Annotated in this window: 20 protein-coding genes and 1 tRNA gene; 9 read left to right on the forward strand and 12 right to left on the reverse strand. The window is 57.7% G+C overall.

Translation table 11 applies throughout. The annotated features are described in order from the left end of the window. Positions 1-134: 134 nt before the first annotated feature. Positions 135-207: transfer RNA gene (locus WG936_RS07535), tRNA-Arg, on the reverse strand. A 168-nt stretch (positions 208-375) separates the two neighbouring features. Between WG936_RS07535 and WG936_RS07540 the strand changes: the two genes are divergently transcribed. Continuing rightward, a complete protein-coding gene (locus WG936_RS07540; RefSeq protein ID WP_339563918.1) occupies positions 376-651 on the forward strand; it encodes a hypothetical protein in 276 nt (91 codons plus the stop codon). A 66-nt stretch (positions 652-717) separates the two neighbouring features. Next, entirely contained in the window at positions 718-1,434 is a 717-nt protein-coding gene (cobF, locus tag WG936_RS07545) for a precorrin-6A synthase (deacetylating) (protein WP_339572526.1), read from the forward strand. 19 nt (positions 1,435-1,453) lie between these two features. Here cobF and WG936_RS07550 read toward each other — a convergent pair whose 3' ends face one another. The 5 genes from WG936_RS07550 to WG936_RS07570 form a co-directional block, all read right to left on the reverse strand. After that, positions 1,454-1,702, reverse strand: a complete 249-nt coding sequence (locus WG936_RS07550) for a mycoredoxin (RefSeq protein ID WP_339563916.1) — start codon at positions 1,700-1,702, stop codon at positions 1,454-1,456. 3 nt (positions 1,703-1,705) lie between these two features. Next, on the reverse strand, positions 1,706-2,206 hold the full coding sequence (locus tag WG936_RS07555; RefSeq protein WP_339572527.1) for a dihydrofolate reductase: 501 nt from the start codon (positions 2,204-2,206) through the stop codon (positions 1,706-1,708). Beyond that, a complete protein-coding gene (locus WG936_RS07560) occupies positions 2,206-3,003 on the reverse strand; it encodes a thymidylate synthase (RefSeq protein WP_339563914.1) in 798 nt (265 codons plus the stop codon). The genes WG936_RS07555 and WG936_RS07560 overlap by 1 nt, the downstream gene beginning before the upstream one ends. 63 nt (positions 3,004-3,066) lie before the next feature. Then, positions 3,067-3,753, reverse strand: a complete 687-nt coding sequence (locus WG936_RS07565; RefSeq protein WP_339572528.1) for a DNA alkylation repair protein — start codon at positions 3,751-3,753, stop codon at positions 3,067-3,069. Then, positions 3,740-4,498, reverse strand: a complete 759-nt coding sequence (locus tag WG936_RS07570; RefSeq protein ID WP_339572529.1) for a 3'(2'),5'-bisphosphate nucleotidase CysQ — start codon at positions 4,496-4,498, stop codon at positions 3,740-3,742. Before WG936_RS07570 ends, WG936_RS07565 begins: the two co-directional genes overlap by 14 nt. A gap of 34 nt (positions 4,499-4,532) precedes the next feature. Here WG936_RS07570 and WG936_RS07575 point away from each other — a divergent pair, with 34 nt between their 5' ends. Both WG936_RS07575 and WG936_RS07580 read left to right on the forward strand, forming a co-directional pair. Then, on the forward strand, positions 4,533-9,347 hold the full coding sequence (locus tag WG936_RS07575) for an ATP-dependent helicase (protein WP_339572530.1): 4,815 nt from the start codon (positions 4,533-4,535) through the stop codon (positions 9,345-9,347). After that, a complete protein-coding gene (locus WG936_RS07580; protein WP_339572531.1) occupies positions 9,348-10,154 on the forward strand; it encodes a DNA-formamidopyrimidine glycosylase family protein in 807 nt (268 codons plus the stop codon). It abuts the gene before it with no gap. On the opposite strand, the gene WG936_RS07585 is transcribed toward WG936_RS07580, so the two are convergent. After that, on the reverse strand, positions 10,151-10,696 hold the full coding sequence (locus WG936_RS07585) for a DUF1707 SHOCT-like domain-containing protein (protein ID WP_339572532.1): 546 nt from the start codon (positions 10,694-10,696) through the stop codon (positions 10,151-10,153). The genes WG936_RS07580 and WG936_RS07585 overlap by 4 nt on opposite strands. Positions 10,697-10,752: 56 nt before the next feature. On the opposite strand from WG936_RS07585, the gene WG936_RS07590 reads away from it, so the two are divergent. After that, the gene (locus WG936_RS07590; RefSeq protein ID WP_339563908.1) at positions 10,753-11,166 is read left to right on the forward strand and encodes a YccF domain-containing protein; all 414 of its coding nucleotides are present in this window, start codon (positions 10,753-10,755) and stop codon (positions 11,164-11,166) included. A gap of 60 nt (positions 11,167-11,226) precedes the next feature. Here WG936_RS07590 and WG936_RS07595 read toward each other — a convergent pair whose 3' ends face one another. The 4 genes from WG936_RS07595 to WG936_RS07610 form a co-directional block, all read right to left on the reverse strand. Continuing rightward, positions 11,227-11,826, reverse strand: coding sequence for a DedA family protein (locus WG936_RS07595; protein ID WP_339563907.1), 600 nt, complete (start codon positions 11,824-11,826; stop codon positions 11,227-11,229). 133 nt (positions 11,827-11,959) lie between these two features. Further along, positions 11,960-12,388 (reverse strand): hypothetical protein, encoded by a 429-nt coding sequence (locus WG936_RS07600; protein ID WP_339572533.1) that lies wholly within the window; start codon positions 12,386-12,388, stop codon positions 11,960-11,962. A gap of 93 nt (positions 12,389-12,481) precedes the next feature. After that, on the reverse strand, positions 12,482-14,116 hold the full coding sequence (gene pgi / locus WG936_RS07605; protein ID WP_339563905.1) for a glucose-6-phosphate isomerase: 1,635 nt from the start codon (positions 14,114-14,116) through the stop codon (positions 12,482-12,484). Between the two features lie 73 nt (positions 14,117-14,189). Beyond that, complete coding sequence (locus WG936_RS07610) at positions 14,190-14,486, reverse strand: chorismate mutase (protein ID WP_339563904.1); 297 nt, start codon at positions 14,484-14,486, stop codon at positions 14,190-14,192. A 61-nt stretch (positions 14,487-14,547) separates the two neighbouring features. Between WG936_RS07610 and WG936_RS07615 the strand changes: the two genes are divergently transcribed. Continuing rightward, a complete protein-coding gene (locus WG936_RS07615; protein WP_339572534.1) occupies positions 14,548-16,980 on the forward strand; it encodes a UvrD-helicase domain-containing protein in 2,433 nt (810 codons plus the stop codon). Positions 16,981-17,176: 196 nt separating this feature from the next. Here the strand turns inward: WG936_RS07615 and WG936_RS07620 are convergent, their stop codons facing one another. Further along, positions 17,177-17,902 (reverse strand): M23 family metallopeptidase, encoded by a 726-nt coding sequence (locus WG936_RS07620; protein WP_339563902.1) that lies wholly within the window; start codon positions 17,900-17,902, stop codon positions 17,177-17,179. A 288-nt stretch (positions 17,903-18,190) separates the two neighbouring features. On the opposite strand from WG936_RS07620, the gene WG936_RS07625 reads away from it, so the two are divergent. The 3 genes from WG936_RS07625 to purH are packed head-to-tail and all read left to right on the forward strand — an operon-like array spanning position 18,191 to position 21,810. Further along, a complete protein-coding gene (locus WG936_RS07625) occupies positions 18,191-19,672 on the forward strand; it encodes a cell division protein PerM (protein WP_339572535.1) in 1,482 nt (493 codons plus the stop codon). Next, positions 19,662-20,231, forward strand: a complete 570-nt coding sequence (gene purN, locus WG936_RS07630) for a phosphoribosylglycinamide formyltransferase (protein WP_339563900.1) — start codon at positions 19,662-19,664, stop codon at positions 20,229-20,231. Before WG936_RS07625 ends, purN begins: the two co-directional genes overlap by 11 nt. A gap of 46 nt (positions 20,232-20,277) precedes the next feature. After that, positions 20,278-21,810, forward strand: a complete 1,533-nt coding sequence (purH, locus tag WG936_RS07635; protein WP_339572536.1) for a bifunctional phosphoribosylaminoimidazolecarboxamide formyltransferase/IMP cyclohydrolase — start codon at positions 20,278-20,280, stop codon at positions 21,808-21,810. Positions 21,811-21,824 lie beyond the last annotated feature (14 nt).

Raw genomic sequence — 21,824 nt, forward strand, 5'->3', positions numbered from 1 at the left:
AAACAATTGTCACAATAGCAAGGATTTAAGGATTTGGGCGAGGGGGACCGCAATGGGGCACGGGTCACATCGCTAGCGCCTAATGAAAACAAGAAACCCGCCGCCAGTAGATTACTGGTCGGCGGGGTTAAAAGTGCCCCCGAGAGGAATCGAACCTCCGACACCGGCTTTAGGAGAGCCGTGCTCTATCCACTGAGCTACGAGGGCAATTGAATTGACTCCAAAAGTTTAGCCTACGCGTCCGCGAAGCCAAATAACCGGGCAGGGGGACACGTTTGGGGGACAAAAATACGAGTTTGCGAGCGAAAGAGGGGTAATCCCGCCTAGGCTATATAAAGAGACTTATTCGCAACTTAGAAGAGACAGGTGTTCGCCATGGCCGAACTCAAGCCAACCTTTACCGATGTTAACCGTCGCAACATCCAGGTACACGTTGTCACCAAGAACGACGTTCCTGCACTCGCTATTGAGGAGATTTTGGAAGACGGCACCACCAAGCGCCTCTTGCTGCTGAACAAGTATGATTCCAAGCAGCTTTCTGCCGCTTGCGATATGTTCCTGCAGCAGGTTTTCTCTGCGCAGTTCACCAACATGGTTAGCGGTTTGTCGCCACATGAGATGGCGGTGCTCTTCGCTGACGAAGACGAATAGCCTCATCTAGTTAATCGCGGCGCCACCATTTTTGGTGGCGCCTTTTTTGCGTGTTAGATAGGAATCATGCAGCACATTGAAGTCATTGGCATCGGCGCCGGGAATCCGAAACACCTCACCCTGCAAGCTATTGAAGCCTTGCAAAACTCTGATGCGGTGCTTGCTCTGGACAAGGGCGACACCAAATCGGATCTGCTCATGCTGCGGCAGCAGATCATTGATGCTCATGCTCCTGGTACTCCGCTCATCACCGTCGCGGACCCAGAGCGGGATCGAAACCCAGTTGACTACAAAGCTGAGGTGGAACGCTGGCATCAGGCGCGGGCTCAGCTGCTTATTGACGCCATGCCGGCCTCCGGCACCGTTGCTTTTCTGGTCTGGGGGGACCCCTCGTTGTACGACTCAACGCTTCGCATCATCGAGCGGATGCGTGGACTTGGTCTGGAAGCGACGCTAAGAGTCACCCCAGGTATAACGGCCGTACAGTCTCTTTGCGCTGAACATGGATTGCTCATCAACCGGATCGGCGAAGATATCCGAATCACTACGGGAAGAACCCTGCTTGAAGGCCCCATTACTAATGCCGTCGTGATGCTTGACGGGGGAGCCGCCTGGCTCGACGTACCGGAGGCTCACATTTGGTGGGGAGCCTACCTTGGCACCGAGAAACAAGTCCTGCGTTCAGGGCTAGTCTCCGAGATCGGGGAGCAGTTAGCAGCCGAAAAGGCCGCTTTACGCGCCCAAAACGGCTGGATCATGGACATCTATCTGCTGCGGCAATAGGAATTTCTCGGCAGCGTCGCTAGGAGGAGAGTTCCTCAAGCTTCCGGCGGACCTCCGAGGCTGGCGGATTAGTGGCGTAGGTGCCATCGGAATACTTCACGGTTGGCACAACACGGTTACCGTCGTTGACGGACTCTACCCAGGATGCGGCTTCAGCATCTTCCTCAACATCGATCCTCGTGAAGGGCGTCTCGGTACGATTCAAAGCCTTAACAAGACGCTGGCAGAAGGGGCACCATTCGGTGGTGTACAACGTGATGTGTTCCATGGTTTAAGTCCTTTCGTAGTACAAGAAACGATAGCGCACGGATTCCTTGTTTGGATCGCCTAGCAGGTGGCCGGCCTGCGATGTCTGCCAGTCAGTGGCGTCGACAAGCGTGAAGCCCGTGAGCGGAGGCGCGAAAACTGCGTGCGGTATTCCCGCTAACTCAGCATCCACCTCGGTGATCACGGCCCGCTGTACTTGAGACAACGTATCGGCGTAAACCCGACCGCCTCCCATGATCCAGGCATCAATGGCTGGGATTTCCTGGATTACAGTGGCCCCTGCGGACCACTGGCCGGGAGTACGATGGGACAGCACATAGTTCTCGCGGCCAGGCAAGGGACGAAACTTCTCCGGGATTGACTCCCACGTGGCCCGGCCCATAATCACCGGCTGCCCCATAGTCGTGTGCTTGAAATGTGCCAGATCCTCCGGCAGATGCCAAGGCATATCGACGCCATCGCCGATCACACCGTCGCGTGACTGTGCCCAAATGGCCTGCAGCACTAGACTGCCACCGCGCCCTTAATTGCCGGGTGCGGATCGTAGCCCTCCAGCTGACAGTCTGCAAAGGTGTAGTCGAAGAGAGACGCTGCCTTGGACAAACGAAGCTGCGGGTAGGGGCGTGGCTCACGCGAAAGCTGGGTGCGCACCTGCTCGACGTGGTTGTCATAGATGTGGCAATCACCACCCGTCCAAATAAACTCGCCCACCTCTAAGCCTGCTTGCTGCGCGAACATGTGGGTAAGCAGAGAATAAGAAGCGATATTAAACGGCACACCAAGGAACATATCTGCAGAGCGCTGGTACAACTGACAAGACAGTTTGCCCTCTGCCACGTAGAACTGGAACAACAAGTGACACGGTGGCAGAGCCATGTTCTCCAGTTCCGACACATTCCATGCAGAAACAATATTGCGGCGGGAATCCGGATTGCTCTTCAGCATCTCCAAGGCGCCGGAAATCTGGTCCACATGGCCACCATTAGGAGTAGGCCAAGAACGCCACTGGACACCGTATACCGGCCCTAGTTCGCCGTCCGCTGCAGCCCATTCATCCCAAATGCGGATGTTGTTGTCTTGCAGCCATTTCACGTTAGAACTGCCCTGTAAGAACCACAGCAGTTCTCCGACAACTCCCTTCCAGTACACCTTCTTTGTGGTGATCAGTGGGAATTCATCGGCCAGGTTAAAGCGAATCTGCTGTCCGAACAGGCTCGTGGTGCCGGTTCCGGTGCGGTCCGATTTCTTAGAACCTTCGGCGAGGATCTTGGCCAACAAGTCTTCATATGGAGTGGCGATCATGCCTCATAGCGTAACCGAAGGCCTGCAAGTGGGCCTACTTTGGATCCGCGACACTGCAAGGCACTAGAGGTGCTTGAGAGCCTCGCGCTTGGAAAGCGGTTGCAGTTCATGGGAGCTCACAAATTCGCGCACCCACTCTGGGTTTGCCCGCGCGTAGTCGCGCAATGCCCAGCCGATAGCTTTGGCGATGAAAAACTCACGGTCGTGCAGATTCGGCTCAATACACTGCGTAAGTAGTGCTGTATCCAGCGAATCGCGGGCTTGTAATTGGTGGATAATCGCGTACCTGCGCACCCACATGTTCTTATCCACGGCCCAAAGGCGCATTACTCTTGCAGATTCCTCGGGAAACCGAGCACGCAAAAAAGACTGCACTTTCACCACGGCGTCCACTAGGTCCCACCAAGCGCCTTCGGTGACAATCTGCTTGATCAGCGGCATCACAGCCAATGAAAGGGTGCTGCAATACCGGGGGATAGTCAGGGTGAAAATAGCGCTTCGGCGCTCGTCACGAGTTTGGGCTCCAGTCCACAGCGCGCTGACTTCAGCGATCAGTTCCGCCTCCGAGGGGGCAGGGCCCAGCACCGCTAAGGCGTGGATATTGACCAAGCGCCTGAGATCAGCTGTCACCAGCCCGACCATCGCTTCGGTGGTCTTCAAGTAGCGCTGCTGGCCAGCAGCGCGCTCCGGGTCTGCGAGTTCCGCAAACGCCGGGCGCAAAGCCGTCGCTAAGCGGCTAGTAGGAACCATGGCTTTCCAGGTAGGCCGTTGCATGGCTGATGATGTCTTCAGCCAGCTCCGGGCGACAAACCAGCAAATCCGGCATGTAGGTATCGCGGTTGTTGTAGGTCAGCTCATCGCCATTCAAGCGAGAACAGTGCAACCCTGCCGCCCGTGCGACACCCACAGGCGCGGCAGAGTCCCACTCGTATTGACCGCCGGCGTGGACATAAGCATCGGAGTCGCCGAGGAGAACGTGCATTGCCTTGGCTCCAGCAGATCCCATAGGGCTGAGTTCAAAGCCCATAGAATCAGCGATGTGCTGCGCAACCTTTGGGGCGCGGTTACGGGAGACAACGATCTTGTGGGACATCGGCCCCATCACAGCCTTGGTCTCTTCGGTGCTGAAGACAACTCCCAGGTCAGGCAGTCCGACGGCGGCGTGGATCGGCTGGCCGTTTTCCACGAGCGCAATGTGAACAGCCCAGTCCTGGCGACCACCGGCGAACTCCTTGGTGCCATCCAGCGGGTCAATGATCCAGACGCGCTCTTTGCTGAGACGGGATTGATCATCGGCGGCCTCCTCCGACAAGACGCCGTCTTCTGGCCGGTGCTGTGCAATAACACGGGCAATCCAGTTTTGCGCGAGTTCATCGCCAGCGTCGCCGAGCGCGCGGTCGCGCAGTAGTCCCACGCCACGGACACCTTTCAAAATCTCACCTGTTCCCAGGGCGAGTCGGTACGTGAGGCGGGAGTCATCAATCGAAGCAGTCATGCTTTTCATGGTAGTTGTTTGGTTACATGGAAGCATGACATCCACCATCCTTGATCGCTTCTGCCCGCAAGTGAGGACGTGGTTCGAGGACGTATTCGCAGCTCCCACGGCAGTTCAAGAGCAAGCTTGGCAGGAAATCTCCGCAGGATCGCATGCCCTGGTCGTGGCACCGACTGGTTCCGGTAAAACCTTGGCGGCGTTTCTGTGGGCGATTAATGCGCTCGTGGAAGAACCTGAGCAGCCCCCTTTGCCGGCGCTTATCGACGCCCCTTACACATCTTCCCGCAGCAATGCCAAAGTCAAAGTGCTTTATATTTCTCCGCTCAAAGCCCTGGGAGTGGACGTGGAAAACAATCTCCGGGCGCCGCTTGTGGGCATTTCGCGGGTGGCAGCTCGGCTCGGGTTTGCGGAGCCAACAGTGTCGGTTGGTGTGCGCTCAGGAGATACCCCGGCCGCAGAGCGCAACCGACAATTGCGACAGCCACCGGACATCCTCATCACGACGCCGGAATCGCTATATCTGATGCTGACTTCTAAGGCTGCTACGATCCTCGACCAGGTAGACACCGTCATCATTGATGAAATCCATGCCATGGCGGGCACAAAGCGTGGAGTGCATTTGGCACTTTCTTTAGAAAGGCTCGCGGCGCTGGCAGGGGAGTTCCAACGCATCGGTCTTTCAGCTACAGTCCGGCCGCTTGAGCGGGTGGCTGCGTTTCTAGGGGGATCTCGTCCCGTTGCGCTGGTTGCGCCGGAGAGTTCTAAACAATGGCAGCTGGATATTCACGTTCCGGTAGCTGATCTCTCTGATTTACCGACTGCTGAGCAAGGTTCACCGATTGGGGAAGCAGTGCTTGATGACCCATACGGGTTCGGCGGGGCGACTCCAGCGCAGGAATCGGCGTTGCCACAGCAAAAGTCCATTTGGCCTTTCATCGAGGAAGAGCTTTACGCGGAAGTGATGGCGGCGCATTCGACGCTGGTATTCGTCAACTCTCGGCGCACCGCTGAGCGTCTCACCTCTCGCCTTAATGAGTTGTACGCCTTAGAGCAAGATCCGGCAGCCTTGTCTCCTGAACTGCGACGCAACCCGGCCCAGTTGATGAAGTCCGTTGACGTCGCGGGGAAAGCCCCCGCCGTCATCGCGCGAGCCCATCACGGGTCAGTGTCCAAAGAGGAAAGAAGTCGAACTGAAACGGCCCTCAAAGCTGGTGAACTCAAATGCGTTATCGCAACCTCCTCGCTGGAGTTGGGCATCGATATGGGTGCGGTCGATCTGGTTATCCAAGTCGAATCTCCGCCCTCCGTAGCCTCTGGTCTGCAACGAGTAGGCCGCGCAGGGCACTCCGTCGGTGCTGTCTCGCGGGGCAGCTTTTATCCTAAGCATCGCTCAGATCTCGTCCAATCAGCGGTGACCGTTGATCGGATGCGAGCGGGGCTCATTGAAGAGCTGCGAGTTCCGCAGAATGCATTGGATGTCTTACTTCAACAAACCATCGCTGCTACGGTCTTGCAGGATCTCAACGTCGAGGAATGGTTCGATACCGTGCGCCGGGCTTACCCCTATCGTGACCTTGCGCGTGACGTCTTTGATGCGGTCCTCGATCTGGCTTCGGGCAGTTACCCATCTACCGATTTCGCGGAGCTACGCCCGCGGGTAGTGTACGACCGTGCTGCGGGAGTTCTTTCAGCTCGTCCTGGCGCGCAGCGCGTCGCGGTGACCAGTGGTGGCACCATCCCGGATCGTGGGATGTTCGGTGTCTTTTTGACAGGATCAACGCAAGATCGAGCTCCACGCCGGGTGGGTGAGTTAGACGAAGAAATGGTCTACGAATCCCGCGTCGGTGATGTGTTTACCCTGGGCGCCACGAGTTGGCGCATCGAGGACATTACCCGTGACCAGGTCTTGGTTTCTCCCGCGCCGGGCCACACCGGGCGGCTGCCGTTCTGGACTGGTGACCAGGCGGGACGCCCCGCTGAGCTTGGTGTTGCGCTCGGAGAGTTCCGGCGGCAGGTGCGTCGCGACGCCGCGGTGTTGGACCACATCGGGCTGGATGCGCGAGCGCGAAACAACCTCATCCAGTTCCTACAAGAACAAGAAGCAGCGACCGGGCTCGTCCCAGATGAAAAGACCCTGCTCTTAGAGCGCTTCCGTGATGAGATGGGGGACTGGCGGGTAGTGCTGCACACGCCTTTTGGTCGCGGAGTAAATGCGGCTTGGGCACTGGCTGTAGGGGCTCGTATTGCGGCGGACACCGGCATGGATGCCCAAGCAGTTGCCGGAGACGATGGGATTGTACTGCGGTTGCCGGAGTCGGATTCAGAGCCTGGTGCTGCGCTGTTCAGCTTCGACGCGGAGGAGATCCGGGACATCGTCACCGAGCAGGTGGGCAATTCCGCCTTGTTTGCGTCGAGGTTCCGCGAATGCGCTGCCCGTGGTCTGCTGCTGCCACGTCGAAATCCGGGAAAGCGCGCTCCGCTGTGGCAGCAACGGCAACGGGCAGCCCAGCTACTCGACGTCGCTAGGAAGTATCCCTCGTTTCCCATCATCTTGGAAACCGTGCGTGAGTGCTTGCAAGACGTCTATGACTTGCCCGCCCTGCAGCAAGTGCAGCGTGATCTCGGGTTGCGGAACATCCGTATTGCAGAGGTGACCACCGAGCAGCCGAGCCCGTTCGCCTCGACTCTGCTGTTCAACTACACGGGCGCGTTCATGTACGAAGGGGACTCTCCGCTCGCGGAAAAGCGTGCCGCCGCGTTGGCTCTTGATCCGAACCTCTTAGCCAAGCTTCTCGGCACCGTTGAACTGCGAGAACTCCTCGACCAAGAGGTTATCGCGCAGGTGCATGCCGGACTACAACGCATAGCGCCAGAACGACGCGGGCGAACCCCAGAAGAGCTGGCTGACATTTTGCGCCTCATCGGCCCAATTCCCCTTGCAACTTTGGAACAGCATGTGAGCTTTCCTCGTCCCTTGGAATCGGCCCTAGGCAGCCTGGGAAATCGAGTGATGCAGGTGCGTATCGCTGGCCAAGAACACCTTGCCCAGAGCATAGATGCGCCTTTGCTTCGCGATGCGCTAGGAATCCCCGTGCCTGCTGGGGTTTCAGCACAATCCACTCCCATCACTGATGCCTTAGCCCAGTTGGTGCACCGCTTTGCGCGAAGTCGTGGCCCCTTCACAGTGGCAGAATTGGCGAATACTTTCGGCCTAGGGCATTCAACTGCACTAGTAGCTGTACAGACCGCCCTGGCGCAGAAAGTGGTGGTGGAGGGGCACTATCGCACGAGTGTAGTGGAGGTCGAATACTGCGCAGTTGAAGTGCTGAAGCGGATCCGGTCGATCAGCTTGGCCCGGGCTCGTGCCGAATCGGAGCCGGTTTCCGCCAGTACTTTCGGGCGGTTCTTACCCGAATGGTTGGGGGTTGCGGCCGTCGGCAAGCAGCCTGAGCTCAGTGGCGCTGATGGGGTATTTCAAGTGTTGGAGCAGCTAGCAGGGGTGCGACTTCCAGCCAGCGCCTGGGAGACTCTTGTGCTGCCTGCGCGCGTGGCAGATTATGCCCCTGCGCTGCTAGATGAGCTGACATCCTCTGGCGAGATTCGCATTCTGGGCGCGGGTGTTGCGGCAACAAAGGATCCGTGGGTGATGCTTTTGCCTGCAGACTACGCGGCAGAATTGGCCCCGCAGCTGCAGGAACCCGCGCTTTCTCCGCTCGAAGAACAAATACTAGAAATACTTCGGCGCGGTGGTGGTTTCTACTTTGCGGACTTGGTCACGGAGATCCAGGTGCCAGTCGCGGAACTGCGGGACGCGTTGTGGTCGCTGGTCGACCAAGGCTTAGCGACGCCGGATAGCTTCGCTGCACTACGCGCCAGGCTTTCCGGGGCAGGAAGCAAGGGAACTGCACATCGTGCACAGCGACGCCCTACCCGGGGACGACTAAGAATGGGGCGCACCTCCTTTGCCCAGAGCCAACAACAGGGAGTACCGCCAGACATGCTGGGCAGGTGGAGCCTGAGTGTTCAGCCTTCCAACGAGGCGACGGCGCGGTCTGTTGCCCACGGTGAAGCCTGGTTGGATCGTTATGGTGTGGTGACGCGCGGCTCGATTGTCGCGGAGGATGTCCTCGGGGGCTTCGCCTTGGCGTATAAGGTGTTGTCTCGTTTCGAAGAAAACGGCAAAGCACTGCGGGGTTATGTTATCGAGGGCCTGGGAGCCGCGCAGTTTTCCACGCCAGCCATCGTCGATAGGCTGCGTGGCCTTGGCGATAGTGCAGACCTGAGTGGTTGGCCCTCAGGGACGAAGGATCCCTTGATGTATGTGCTCGCCGCCACTGACCCCGCGAATCCTTATGGCGCAGCATTGCCGTGGCCGGACGTTGAGTTGCGGCCCAGTCGGTCTGCGGGCGCGCTCGTGTTGCTTGTCGACGGCCTCCTCCTTGCACAGCTCAGCCGCGGTGGCCGCACTCTCAACCTGTTTTTTGAAAGCTTGCCGGATGGGATTGGCGAAAGCACCGTGCAACTGGTGGAACGAGTGGTGATTGCGCTGTCGAGCAGCATCGCTAGCGGCAGGCTCCAGCGCATCGTCGTCGAAAAAATCAACGGTGAGTCTGTTTTCGAATCCGATCTTGTTGCAGAGTTCAAACAGGCCGGTGCCACCATCACCCCCAAAGGCCTGAAAATCGGTGGGAGACCCGCAGATCGCGGTGCTGCTAGGAAAGCACCGCAGCGTGGCCGCTCGCTGAAAGATGCCGTGTCCTTTGATGATAATGAAGAAGACCGTTCCGAATGGTCTGAGGACCCACCGCCACTGAGCTTTGGGAACCCATTCAATCGAAAGGGGCAATAGGTGCCTGAGGGAGATTCCGTTTACCAACTCTCCAAACGCTTGCAGTTCTTGCGAGGCAGGGAGGTGCTCGCTACGTCTCTACGCGTACCGAGCGTGGCACTGACACGCTTCGACGGCGAGCGGGTACAGCGACTCTGGCCTTATGGCAAACACTTATTCATGCAGTTCAGCGGCGGGAATATTTTGCACACGCACCTGAAGATGGAAGGAACCTGGGCAATCCATCGCCTGGGGGATAAGTGGCCGAAACAGGGACACCTCGCCCGCGTAGTGCTGCAGTTCCGGGACGAGCCCCGGCCCATCGAAGTCATTGGTTTCGAACTAGGACTGGTCGAAGTATTTCCGGCCAGTAGCTACGCCGAAAAAATGGGGTATCTCGGCCCCGATGTCCTCTATCCCGACTGGGAAGAATACGGGAAAATGGCAGCGCTACGTCGAATTGCTGCGCGGCCCGAACGCCCCATCGGATCGGCGCTGTTAGATCAGAAGAACCTTGCTGGGGTGGGTAACGAGTACCGAGCAGAAATCTGCTTCCTTGCTGGCATTCATCCCGGTACACCAGTAGCTCATGTGGACGTGCCGCGAGTCCTAGCTATCACCCGGCGCGTCATGTGGGAGAACCGAAACTCGCCGATCCGGGTGACTACCGGAGTGAAACGCGCTGGGGAAAACGGCTACGTCTTTGGGCGGCACGGCCAACCATGTCGGCGTTGCGGTACTCCGATATTGAAAGACTCATTGCAGTGGGATCCGGATGAACTCGAAAGAATTGTGTGGTGGTGCCCCAACTGCCAGCTGCGTGGCTAGCCTTCGAGTTCGCGGAGGCGCTTTTCGGCGTCGATAAGCCGCTGCTGTTTTGCTTTCGTCTCTGCCTTTTCGAGCGACTCAAAAGCCTTTTCTTCGTGTTCGTCGAAGCGAAGCAGCGCACGGGATCCCACCATGCCTGCGCCGGCAGCCAACATGGCTACCCAAAAATAAGACCAGTCAAGAGCCATCCCGACGAAAAATACAGTCAGCCCCACGGCAGTGAAAACTAAATCGAGGACCTGGATCTTCCTGCCACGCGCCTTCAGATCATTCAGTTCTGCCACGTCAGGGGCAATGTCCGCTAGGGGAGTAGCTGCCGGAAGCTGAGCTTGCAGCCCGGTGGCTCCCACTGTGAAGGGGACGCCGCCGGGTAAGTCTTCGAACAGTTCCTTCAACTCGCTGAACGTTCGTGCGGTAGCTGCCTTCTCTGTGCGCTCGTTGAACTCAGTCATGTCGATGCGTCCCTCGGCGAAGTGAGTGCCAAGAGCCTGTAGCGCAACAGAACGCTCGGAATCAGAAAGTCGAATGTCATCGGTAGCCACAGACATATTCTAGATCACCCGTGTCGCCTAAGAGCGCGAAGCCATATGCTGGAGGCATGAAAACCATCCTGAACATCATTTGGGTCATCACCGGCGGAATCTGGCTGTCCTTGAGCTACTACTTGGCTGGCATCATTGCTTGCATTTTTGTGGTCACAATCCCGGCCGGGGTAGCAGCCTTCCGCATCGCAAATTACGTCTTGTGGCCATTTGGCCGCACTGTTGTGCAACCAACCTCGGGTAGCTCTCCGCTTGGTGCGCTGTCGAACGTCGTGTGGTTCCTTGTGGCTGGGCTGTGGTTAGCTCTTGGCCACGTCACCACAGCGGTCGCGCAAGCAGTCACGATTATTGGGATCCCGCTAGCCTGGGCAAATCTCAAGATGATACCGGTCACTTGCTTCCCATTCGGCAAAACTATTGTTGCCTCCGACCGCATCCCCTACGGTTACGAACCGATGGTGAAGATGTAAGCGACGAATGCAGCGCGTTCAGTCTTCCCGCCGCGGTCGGCGTGCGTGACGGCCCAGCCGCTAGGCTTTGTTTTCCGCCGCGCGCTTTGATTTGAGGTCGCGACGAATCAGATGCACCAGCAGCCATACGAGCACAACGGCGACGATGGCGTACACCACGCTGGAGTACTTGTCGATGACATCAGCGACGACGGTGTAGCGGTCTCCAAGCCAGAAGCCCAAGGCTACGAGGATCGCGTTCCAAATGGCCGAACCGATCGTGGTGTACAGACCGAACATGAACAGATTCATGCGGTCAATACCTGCCGGAATGGAAATCAGGGAACGAATGCCTGGAATCAATCGACCGAAAAAGATGGACCAAGGGCCATACTTGTCAAACCATTCCAGAGATTTGTCCACGTCTTCCCGAGTGGTCAGCCACATCCAGTCCGCGATCTTGCGTAGTCTCTCAGCACCAATAGCAGCGCCCACACCGTACAGGATGTAGGCGCCGACGACGGAACCGATGGTTGCGAAGACAAATGCCAGGTAGACATTCATCTTTCCTTGCGCGGCTGTAAAGCCGGCCAGCGGCAAAACAACTTCGGATGGGATTGGAGGAAAGAGATTCTCCAGCAGAATTGCGATGCCTACGCCGGGGGCACCGAGCGTGGCCATGAGGGAAACTACCCAGTCAACAATGGAAGAAAAAATTGCTCTAGTCCTTTGTGCAGTTCGATCAGAAAACGCTGGTCAAAGCTAAAGCGTATCATCCACGGGGCTGGGGATGAGGTTGACCACGCAGGGATTGCTACCCCTTGATACGAGGGCTGTTGAGAATAGCAAGCTCAAAAACGGCGTCGAAACGCGCATTGATCTGCTTGCGGAGCATCCCGAGCTTTTGGCGTTGCTCGCGCCCATGCAGCGACCTAGAAATCTGGATGCCGCGCTTAAAGGTTTCGCATTCCTGCAGCACCGTTTCACGATCCTTAAGGGGCAGGCGCTGGCCTTGTTCACTGTGAACCAACTCCGCCATAGCATCGAGTTTGGCTTCGAGGTCATCAAAGGGATCCCGCGTTTTCGCGGCTGCCAGAATTCGATTCGCTGCGTTCCCACCGGCGTGAACCAGGCGGTCCGCAACGTCCTTGACTTTGTCGTTTGCGGCGGCATCAGCCAAAACCTTCACCACCTCGGCCGCGATTTGAGCATTGCTTTGAATGCTTCTTCTCTTTTCGGCCATGAGCTACCTTCCGTTAGCTTGCTCGGGATAACCCGCCAGCTGGAGCCATCTTCGAAAATCAAGCATCCAACTGGCGGCTGACTCGCGTGGTGCCTACTTCTGGGATCGGTACCAGCCGATCAAGCTGTCAGTGGAGGAGTCTCCGGAGTCAGCCTTTGCCTCGCCAGTCACGGCGGGGAGCAGATCGCCGGCCTGCTTTTTGCCAAGCTCAACTCCCCACTGGTCGAAGGAGTTGATGTCCCAGATAACGCCCTGCACAAAGGTGATGTGTTCGTAGAGCGCGATGAGTGCGCCGAGCACAGCCGGGGTGAGCTCTGGTGCAAGGATTGTGGTGGTAGGGCGGTTGCCAGGCATGACCTTGTGGTTCACCAACTCTGCGGGGACGCCTTCGGCAGCGATCTCGGCAGCGTCCTTACCAAAGGCGAGCACCTTGGTCTGTGCGAAGAAGTTGGACATGAGTAGGTCATGCATGGAGCCTTCGCCGGAAGCGGTTGGCAGGTCTTCCTTCGGGCGGGCAAAGCCGATGAAGTCTGCTGGGATCATCCGGGTGCCCTGGTGAATCAACTGGAAGAAAGCGTGCTGGCCATTGGTGCCGGGCTCGCCCCAGTAGATCTCCCCGGTGCCGGTGGTGACCGCGGTGCCGTCTCGACGGACCGACTTGCCGTTGGACTCCATAGTGAGCTGCTGTAGATAAGCAGGGAAGCGGGCCAGATCTTGGGAATAAGGCAACACTGCGTGGGTGTCGGCGCCGTAGAAGTTGGAGTACCAGATGCCGAGCAGAGCCATGAGCACTGGGACGTTCTTCTCAAATGGGGTGGTGCGGAAGTGCTCGTCCATCGCATGGAAGCCTTCCAGGAAACGCATGAAGTCCATCGGACCGATGACAGCCATGAGAGATAAGCCGATGGCGGAATCTACGGAGTAGCGACCTCCTACCCAATCCCAGAAACCGAACATGTTCTTGGTATCGATGCCAAATTCTGCGACTTTTTCAGCGTTAGTGGAAACCGCCACGAAGTGCTTCGCGATGGCAGACTCGTCGCCTTCGAAAGCTTCCAGCAGCCAGCGCTTGGCGGCGTGAGCGTTTGCCAGCGTCTCTTGGGTGGTGAAGGTCTTGGATGCGATGACGAAGAGGGTGGAGCCTGGGTCGAGGACCTCCAGGGTGGCCACCATGTCAGCTGGGTCAACGTTGGAGACGAACATGGCGTCGATGCCGGCGACTGCGTAGTGACGCAGTGCCTTCGTTGCCATGGCTGGGCCGAGATCAGAGCCACCGATGCCGATGTTCACGATGGTCTTGATGGTGTGGCCGGTGTGTCCGAGCCATTCGCCGGAACGCAGGTCGTGGGCGAAGTCGCGCATCCGACCGAGGATCTCGTGGACATCTGCTGCCACGTCTTGGCCGTCGACCTCCAGAGAGTCTTCCACCGGCATACGCAGTGCAGTGTGTAGCACCGCGCGATCCTCGGTGTTGTTGATGTGCGCGCCCTTGAACATGTCCGCGGTGCGCTCTTTCAGCTTGACGGCCTCTGCGACTGCTACCAGGCGATTGATGACATCCTGGTCGATCAGGTTCTTGGACAGGTCGACGCGCAGGCCTGCGGCATCGAAAGTGAGCTTTTCAGCGCGAGATGGGTCGGCAGCGAAGAGGTCGCGCAGGCTGGAATTCTTGAAGGCTGCGTGCTGCGTGGCCAGTTCGTTCCACGAGGTGGTGCTAGTGATATCCATGGCGGTTGTGCTCCCAAATTGTCGCGGGTAAGTAACTTCCCTCCACAGTAGTTGGGGTTTGAGCTTCCCGCTTTTAACCCAGTTTTCCGCGCCCCATTCGGAGCAAGATTGCGGCTAGAGCTGGGCCTTCTTCGCCGATTTCCTCACGGAAGCGATTGATGATTGCTACTTCGCGGGTGTGGACGAGTCGTGTACCGCCAGCGCCCATTCTAGTGCGGCCGATAGCCTTGGATACTTCAGTTCGGCGTTTCACAGCATCGAGGATTACATTGTCCAGACGGTTTATTTCCTCCCGGCATTTTTGGATCTCCGCGTCTGAAAGGGGATCATCGGTGCCGGAAGGCATCCGGATTTCAAAGTCTTCGCTCATAGCTTTCTATTCTGCCACGTCACAGTCTGTGTCCGGGCCTAGCAGTAGGCTGTAGAGCATTATGAACAATAGCTTTGGACAATCCCATCCGTTTGGTGCGCGTCGGCCGTCGATAAGCGGCGCAGATGCGTTCGGTTCTACTTCGGATCTGCTGGAGGGGCTCAATCCCGAACAGCGCGCAGCGGTCGAACACCGTGGGGTGCCGCTGCTGATCGTTGCTGGCGCTGGTTCCGGTAAGACTGCTGTGCTGACGCGTCGCATTGCCTATCTGCTGCAACACGGGGTGCATCCAGGTCAGATTCTGGCGATCACCTTCACCAACAAAGCGGCCGCTGAGATGAGAGAGCGCGTGATGGGGCTAGTCGGCCCGGCTGCGGAACGAATGTGGGTTTCCACCTTCCACTCGACGTGTGTGCGAATTCTGCGGCAGCAGGCGGGGCTTGTCGACGGCCTGAACACCAACTTCACGATCTATGACGGCGACGATTCGAAGCGTCTGCTCACGATGATTGCTAAGGACATGGAACTAGACGCAAAGCGATTCAGCGCGCGCGGACTGGCGACGTCAATTTCTAACCACAAGAACGAGCTCCTCACTCCAGCAGAGGCGCTGGAGCAAGCAGGGGGAGAGCCCTATGCGATGACCGTGGCCCGGGTATACACCGAGTACCAGCGGCGACTTCGCAGCTCAAATGCGGTGGACTTTGATGACCTGATTGGCGAGGTAGTCGGTGTATTCAAGCGGCATCCAGAGGTGGCGGAGCACTATCGGCGTCGCTTCCGACATGTACTGATCGACGAGTATCAGGACACCAACCACGCTCAATACGTCCTGGTAGCGACGCTAGTGGGACGCCCTTCATCCGAACCGCATGCGGTCCCGCCGGCAGAGTTGGCAGTGGTCGGTGACGCGGATCAGTCCATTTACGCTTTCCGTGGCGCGACGATTCGCAACATTGAGGAATTTGAAAAGGACTACCCCGAAGCGCGCACTATCGTGTTGGAGCAGAACTACCGCTCCACCCAGACGATTCTGTCTGCTGCAAATGCGGTCATTGCACAGAATGAGAATCGCCGGGAGAAGAAGCTGTGGACGGCGTTGGGTTCTGGCGAGCCCATCGTCGGCTACGTGGCCGATAACGAGCACGATGAAGCACGATTTGTGGCCACAGAAATAGACCGTCTTGTCGATGGTGGCCTGAACTTTGGCGATATCGCAGTTATGTACCGCACGAATAACTCCTCGCGTGCACTGGAAGACGTGTTCATGCGCACGGGTATCCCGTACAAGGTGGTGGGTGGTACACGCTTCTACGAGCGCAAAGAAATCCGCGACATTGTCGCCTACTTGCGTGTACTTGAGAACCCTGATGACACCGTCTCGTTGCGGCGGATCATTAACACTCCACGACGCGGCATCGGTGACAGGGCGATTGCCTTCATTGGTCTGCATGCGGAGCAGCACAGCATTCCGTTTTCGCAGGCGTTGGCAGACGCGGCTGCTGGGGAAGTCAACCTGCTTGGTGGGCGAGGCCGGAACGCAGTGGCCAAATTTAACGACATGATGGCTGAACTGCGCAGTTCAGCGCTTGCCGACGTCGATGAGACTACCGGGTTGCCCAACATCGGCAATGTTGTTTCGGCAGTTTTAGACGTGACCGGATACAAGGCAGAGCTCGAAGTGTCCAATGATCCGCAGGATGGTGCGCGACTCGACAACCTTAACGAGCTAGTTTCCATTGCCCGCGAGTTCTCCTCCGAGGCCGCCAACGTTGTGGCCTTCGCTGAAGAAGAAGGCGTGGAACCTGCGGAAGGCGAGCCGGATCCCGGTTCGTTGCAAGCCTTCCTAGAACGGGTCTCTCTGGTCGCCGATGCGGATCAGATCCCGGATGGTGAACAAGGCGTGGTCACCCTCATGACGCTGCATACAGCGAAGGGGCTCGAGTTTCCGGTCGTATTTGTCACTGGTTGGGAAGACGGCCAGTTTCCGCACCTGCGGGCGCTGGGGGATCCGAAGGAACTCGCGGAGGAACGACGACTTGCATACGTTGGCATCACTCGCGCCCGGAAGCGTCTGTACCTCTCGCGTGCGATGCTGCGAAGCTCCTGGGGCAATCCGTTGACGAATCCTGCATCGCGGTTCTTAGCGGAAATCCCCACCGATCTCATTGACTGGAAGCGTACCGAGCCGGAGCGAGGCTTCGGCGGCTCGTCCTGGGGTTCCTCGGGGTCCTACTCGGGTGGCTCTGACTGGGGCGGCCAGAGCTATCGGACGCCGCCAAGCAGGTCGACGATTCCGGCAGCGCCGAAGCGCTCGCTCAACAACAATCTCCAGCTTGCAGTCGGAGATCGCGTCAACCATGAGAAGTACGGCTTAGGAAAGGTACTTTCGGTGGATGGCTCTGGGCCTCGCGCAACTGTGATGATCGATTTCGGGTCTGCCGGGAAGGTGCGACTCATGCTGATCGGCGGAGTGCCGATGGAGAAGCTGTAGGGCGTTGCGGTATTAGCTCACGCACGACCATGATTTCAGGATCATGATTGTCAGCGTTGTGCTGCGTTGCGGAAAGCAGAAATTGCGATGTTACTCGCACAATCATGATCCTGAAATCACGGTCGTGCTGGGGTTCCTAAAAACACAATGGCCTCCTGCAATTGCAGGAGGCCTAGGCGTCTTTTAGACAGAAGTTTTAGGAAATGTTCACACCGCGGGCTGCGAACCAAGGGATTGGATCCACGGGGGTCTTGCCGTCTGGGTGAATTTCGAAGTGCAGGTGGGAACCGGTGGAGAAGCCGCGGCTTCCCATGCCGGCAATCTTCTGGCCAGCGGTAACATGCTGTCCAGCGGTGACATCGAGGGTCTCCATGTGGCCGTAGATGGAGATAGAGCCGTCTTCATGCTGGATGCGAATCCAGTTTCCGTAGCCGGAGGCTGGGCCAGCTTCGAGGACGGTGCCGTCCATTGCAGCAACGATTGGAGTGCCGATGGAGTTAGCAATGTCGATGCCGTTGTGCGTGGTTCCCCAGCGTGCGCCGAAGCCAGAGGTGAATGCGCCTTCAGCTGGGCGAACTACCTGTGGTGCGCGGGCGGCGAGGTCAGCGGCAATGCGCTCCTGGCTGTACTGGATCGCTTTGTTGACCTGCTCATCAAGGTTCGCCAATGGCTTGAACTCGGCGATTGCGAGGATCTGCGGCGTCGCATTGGTAAAAGCAGCGTTGGTGTCTGCAGCGAGCTCGATAGCAGGCTGGGACTGGGCTTCAGTATGAGTAGCTTCTGCTACTGCAACTCCACCGGCACCTGCAGTGGAAACTGCGCCTGTGGCGACTGCGACAAGAGCGACGCGTCCTTTGGTCGTAGGCGAAACGCTTTGCTTGCGGTGGCGTCCGACGCCGTTCCGCGTTGCGCGCTGTTGCATGTAGCCTTCTTCCATCGTTACTCACAAAATCATTTTGTGACCGTCTTGTTACCTAACGAGAGATTACGATAGCGCTTCGTTACATTCGAGGCAAGCGCATTCGAAGAATTTCTAACAAAACCTTCTTCTGAGATTGAAAAAGTCTAAAGGTGCTGTTGAGGGTTCTAAATGAGGGACTCTCAAGTGGGGTGATAGGTCACACTACGCGTTTGGATACAAGCGCAATTTTTCCTTAGTTCAGACGTGCCTTTCCGCGCTTGCTAGGTTTTGCGTGGCACAGTGGTTGTGATGAGTAAAAACACAAGCCCACAGGCCCGCCCGGACCGAAAGTATCGCAGCCGAAGCCGGTCTTTAATTCGAAGCGCCGTGCAGCAGCGGGCACGGGCGACGCCGGTTCAACCGCGCGAGCGGCACAGTAATAGGGACCGGCTGCGGGAATTTCTTCCGCTCATCTTGATCGCTAATGTGATCATCATCTCATTAGTGGTTGTGATGGCAATTGCGGCGATTTTGGTCTCCAGCTCCAGCTTTGTCGCTCTTCCTGCCACGGTTGCTCAGCTGTGGTTGGTGGCTAATGCTGCGCCGGTGGCTAGCAAAGGTACAGAGCTCGGTTATGTGCCGTTGCTGCCCGCTTGTTTCTTGATCGCCGTTATTGCCTGGCGGGTATATGCAGTGGTTAAAGACAAGGTCTCTCTTGCTGACCTTTATGTGCTGGCGGGTTGCGTGCTGGGCGTTCCTTTTTTGCTCACGCTCACGGCGTCGGCAATGCTTCTCGACGCCGGATCGGTCTATCCAGTTGCGGTGGCCTCCGTGCCAGGAATGCTGGGGCGGACTGTGCTTGTGCACCTCCTCGCTTTGCTGATCGGGATGGGGCCTCGGCTGTGGCGCGCACTGGAGCGTCGCTATGCGCCTGATGCGGACCTATTCGATACCGCAGTTCTCGCGCTCAAATATTGGGCCGGCTTGTTAGTTGCTGCGGGTCTGATCTTCCTCGCGTTGCTTGTTGCGCATTGGTCGACTGCGGCGGATTTGTATCGCAGTATGTCGCAGCCTGGCGCAGCGCTTGGGCTCAGCGGACTGAGCTTGCTGTATCTGCCGAATGTTCTCCTCGGCGTTGTTTTCGTTCTCACGGGCGGTGAGTTCACGCTCGGCGAGGGGGCACTAAGTCTATTTGGCGCTTACCTCGTGCCACTGCCACCTTTGCCGATACTCGCGGCAATCCCGGGGCATGTATGGCCCTATGCATGGGCACTACTTGTGCTGCCACTCTTCATTGCCGCATTTGTGTCCTATCGGCACCTGCGGTCTGCGCGTCGACCGTTTCGGACTGTGGGTTTGGCAGGCTTGTGGTCGGCAGGAATTTCTCTGATTGCTTGGATTTTTGCCTCCGGCACACTCGGCGGCTATGGGTTCATCGGTCCGGTGTGGTGGATGGCATTGTTGTCGGTTCCGCTGTGGCTGTGGGGGGCTGGCGCGCTCATCGCTGGCGTCGGATGGCTGCTGGACAGTCGGATGCCGGAGCTTGCCGATGACGACCTAAACGCTGCCACGGTAGTAGCGGACGATGCTGAGGAGTCCTCTGAAAGTGAGGCTGCCGATGATTCTGAACAAGACGCCGTGGCCGATATGCACTTGACCAGGGTCGTACCGGATGACGCACCTTCCGAGGCTGAGGCTGCGGTAGAAGAGGTCGGATATGACCCCGCGGTTGAAGCTGAAACAGAGACAGAACTGCAAGCCGAGGAGAAAGCGCAACCTGATGAAACATAAGAGCGTAGTGGTGCTGGCTTCTGGTACGGGGAGCTTGCTGGAATCGATCATCCGCAGTAGTGGTGATGGCTATGAGGTTGTCGGGGTAGTGGTTGATCGAGACTGCCGCGCAACAACTGTTGCTTCTGATGAAGGTGTTGCAGTTGAGGCTGTTATATATAAGGAATACTCCAATCGCGAAGATTGGGATCAAGCGCTGACGGCAGCGGTCGCGAAATTCGACGCTGACTTGATCGTGTCCGCGGGTTTCATGCGCATCCTCGGTTCGGCTTTCCTGTGCAGATTTGAAGGCTCAGTAATCAATACCCATCCTGCTTTGCTGCCATCTTTCAAGGGAGCACATGCTGTGCGTGACGCTTTAGAGTACGGCGTCAAAATCACTGGTTCCACCGTGCATTTGGTGGACGCCGGCGTCGATACGGGGCGGATCATTGCGCAGGTTGCGGTCCCTGTCGAACCAGGGGACACAGAGGGGAGTTTGCATGAGCGCATCAAGGTAGCCGAACGCGATCTCATAGTGCGCGTGCTGAATTCGTCTAATCCATGTGAAGCGCAATAGTATCGATATCAATCGGAAAATTTCCATTGAAAGGGTTGCTTTTTACATGAGCGAAGACCGTAAGGACATCAAGCGCGCCCTCGTCAGCGTCTATGACAAGACCGGACTCGAGGATTTGGCACGAGCACTGAACGAGGCGGGCGTGGAAATCGTGTCCACCGGCTCCACCGCGGCGAAGATCGCAGATCTCGGCATCCCGGTAACCCCCGTTGAGCAGCTCACCGGCTTCCCAGAGTGTCTGGAAGGCCGCGTGAAGACCCTGCATCCTCGTGTGCATGCTGGCATCCTCGCGGATACCCGCAAAGAGGATCATCTCAACCAGCTCCATGACCTAGGCATTGACGCATTCCAGCTCGTGGTGGTCAATCTGTACCCATTCCGCGAGACCGTGGCATCCGGTGCTGGCTTCGATGACTGTGTTGAGCAGATCGACATCGGAGGCCCTTCGATGGTTCGCGCTGCGGCCAAGAACCACCCATCCGTGTCCATCGTGGTAGACCCAGCTCGGTACGGCGACGTTATCGAGGCTCTGGGAGCCGGTGGTTTCACCCTGCAGCGGCGCCGCGAACTAGCTCGTGACGCGTTTTTGCACACCGCCGACTACGATGCCGCTGTTTCCAGTTGGCTCGTTGGCCAGCTTTCCGACCAGGAAGCAACCACTTCGTTGCGCTACGGCGAGAACTCTCACCAGTCCGCAACGGTTACCCGCATCGGTACCAAGGGCCTCGCCAACGCCAAGCAGCTGCACGGCAAGGAAATGTCCTACAACAACTACCAAGACGCTGAGGCTGCGTGGCGAGCTGCATGGGACCACAAGCGTCCTTGCGTTGCCATCATCAAGCACGCCAACCCTTGTGGTGTCGCGGTCTCCGAAGAATCCATCGCTGACGCGCATCTCAAGGCACACGCTTGCGATCCAGTTTCCGCTTACGGTGGAGTGATCGCAGTCAACCGCGAGGTTAGCGTGGAGATGGCAAACCAGGTAAAGGACATCTTCACTGAAGTTATCCTTGCGCCTTCCTATGAAGACGGGGCGGTGGAAATCCTGGCCACCAAGAAGAACATTCGTATCCTGGTCGCGGAATATGAGGCACCGACTACCGAGAAAAAGTTCATTTCCGGCGGTATCCTCACCCAGGAGCCAGATCTTTACCAGGCTGAGGGTGATGATCCGGCCAATTGGCAGCTTGTTTCCGGCGCCGCACTTTCGGATGCTGACCTGGCCGAACTCGAGTTCGCATGGCGTTCTGTGCGTGCAGTCAAGTCCAATGCCATCCTGCTTGCTAAGAACAACGCTTCTGTAGGCGTCGGCATGGGGCAGGTCAACCGTGTCGACTCCGCCAAGCTCGCCGTCGAGCGCGCCAACACGCTTGCCGACGGCGAGGAGCGCGCACGCGGTTCCTACGCGGCCTCTGATGCGTTCTTCCCATTTGCAGACGGTCTAGAAGTGTTGCTGAATGCTGGTGTAAAGGCCGTGGTACAGCCGGGCGGTTCGATCCGTGATGCTGAAGTCATTGAAGCCGCCAACAACGCTGGTGTGACGATGTACCTCACAGGCGTGCGTCACTTCTCGCACTAATTCGAGGTTATGGA

Origin of the sequence: Corynebacterium sp. H127, from assembly GCF_037482665.1 — a bacterium.
Classification (GTDB): Bacteria; Actinomycetota; Actinomycetes; order Mycobacteriales; family Mycobacteriaceae; genus Corynebacterium.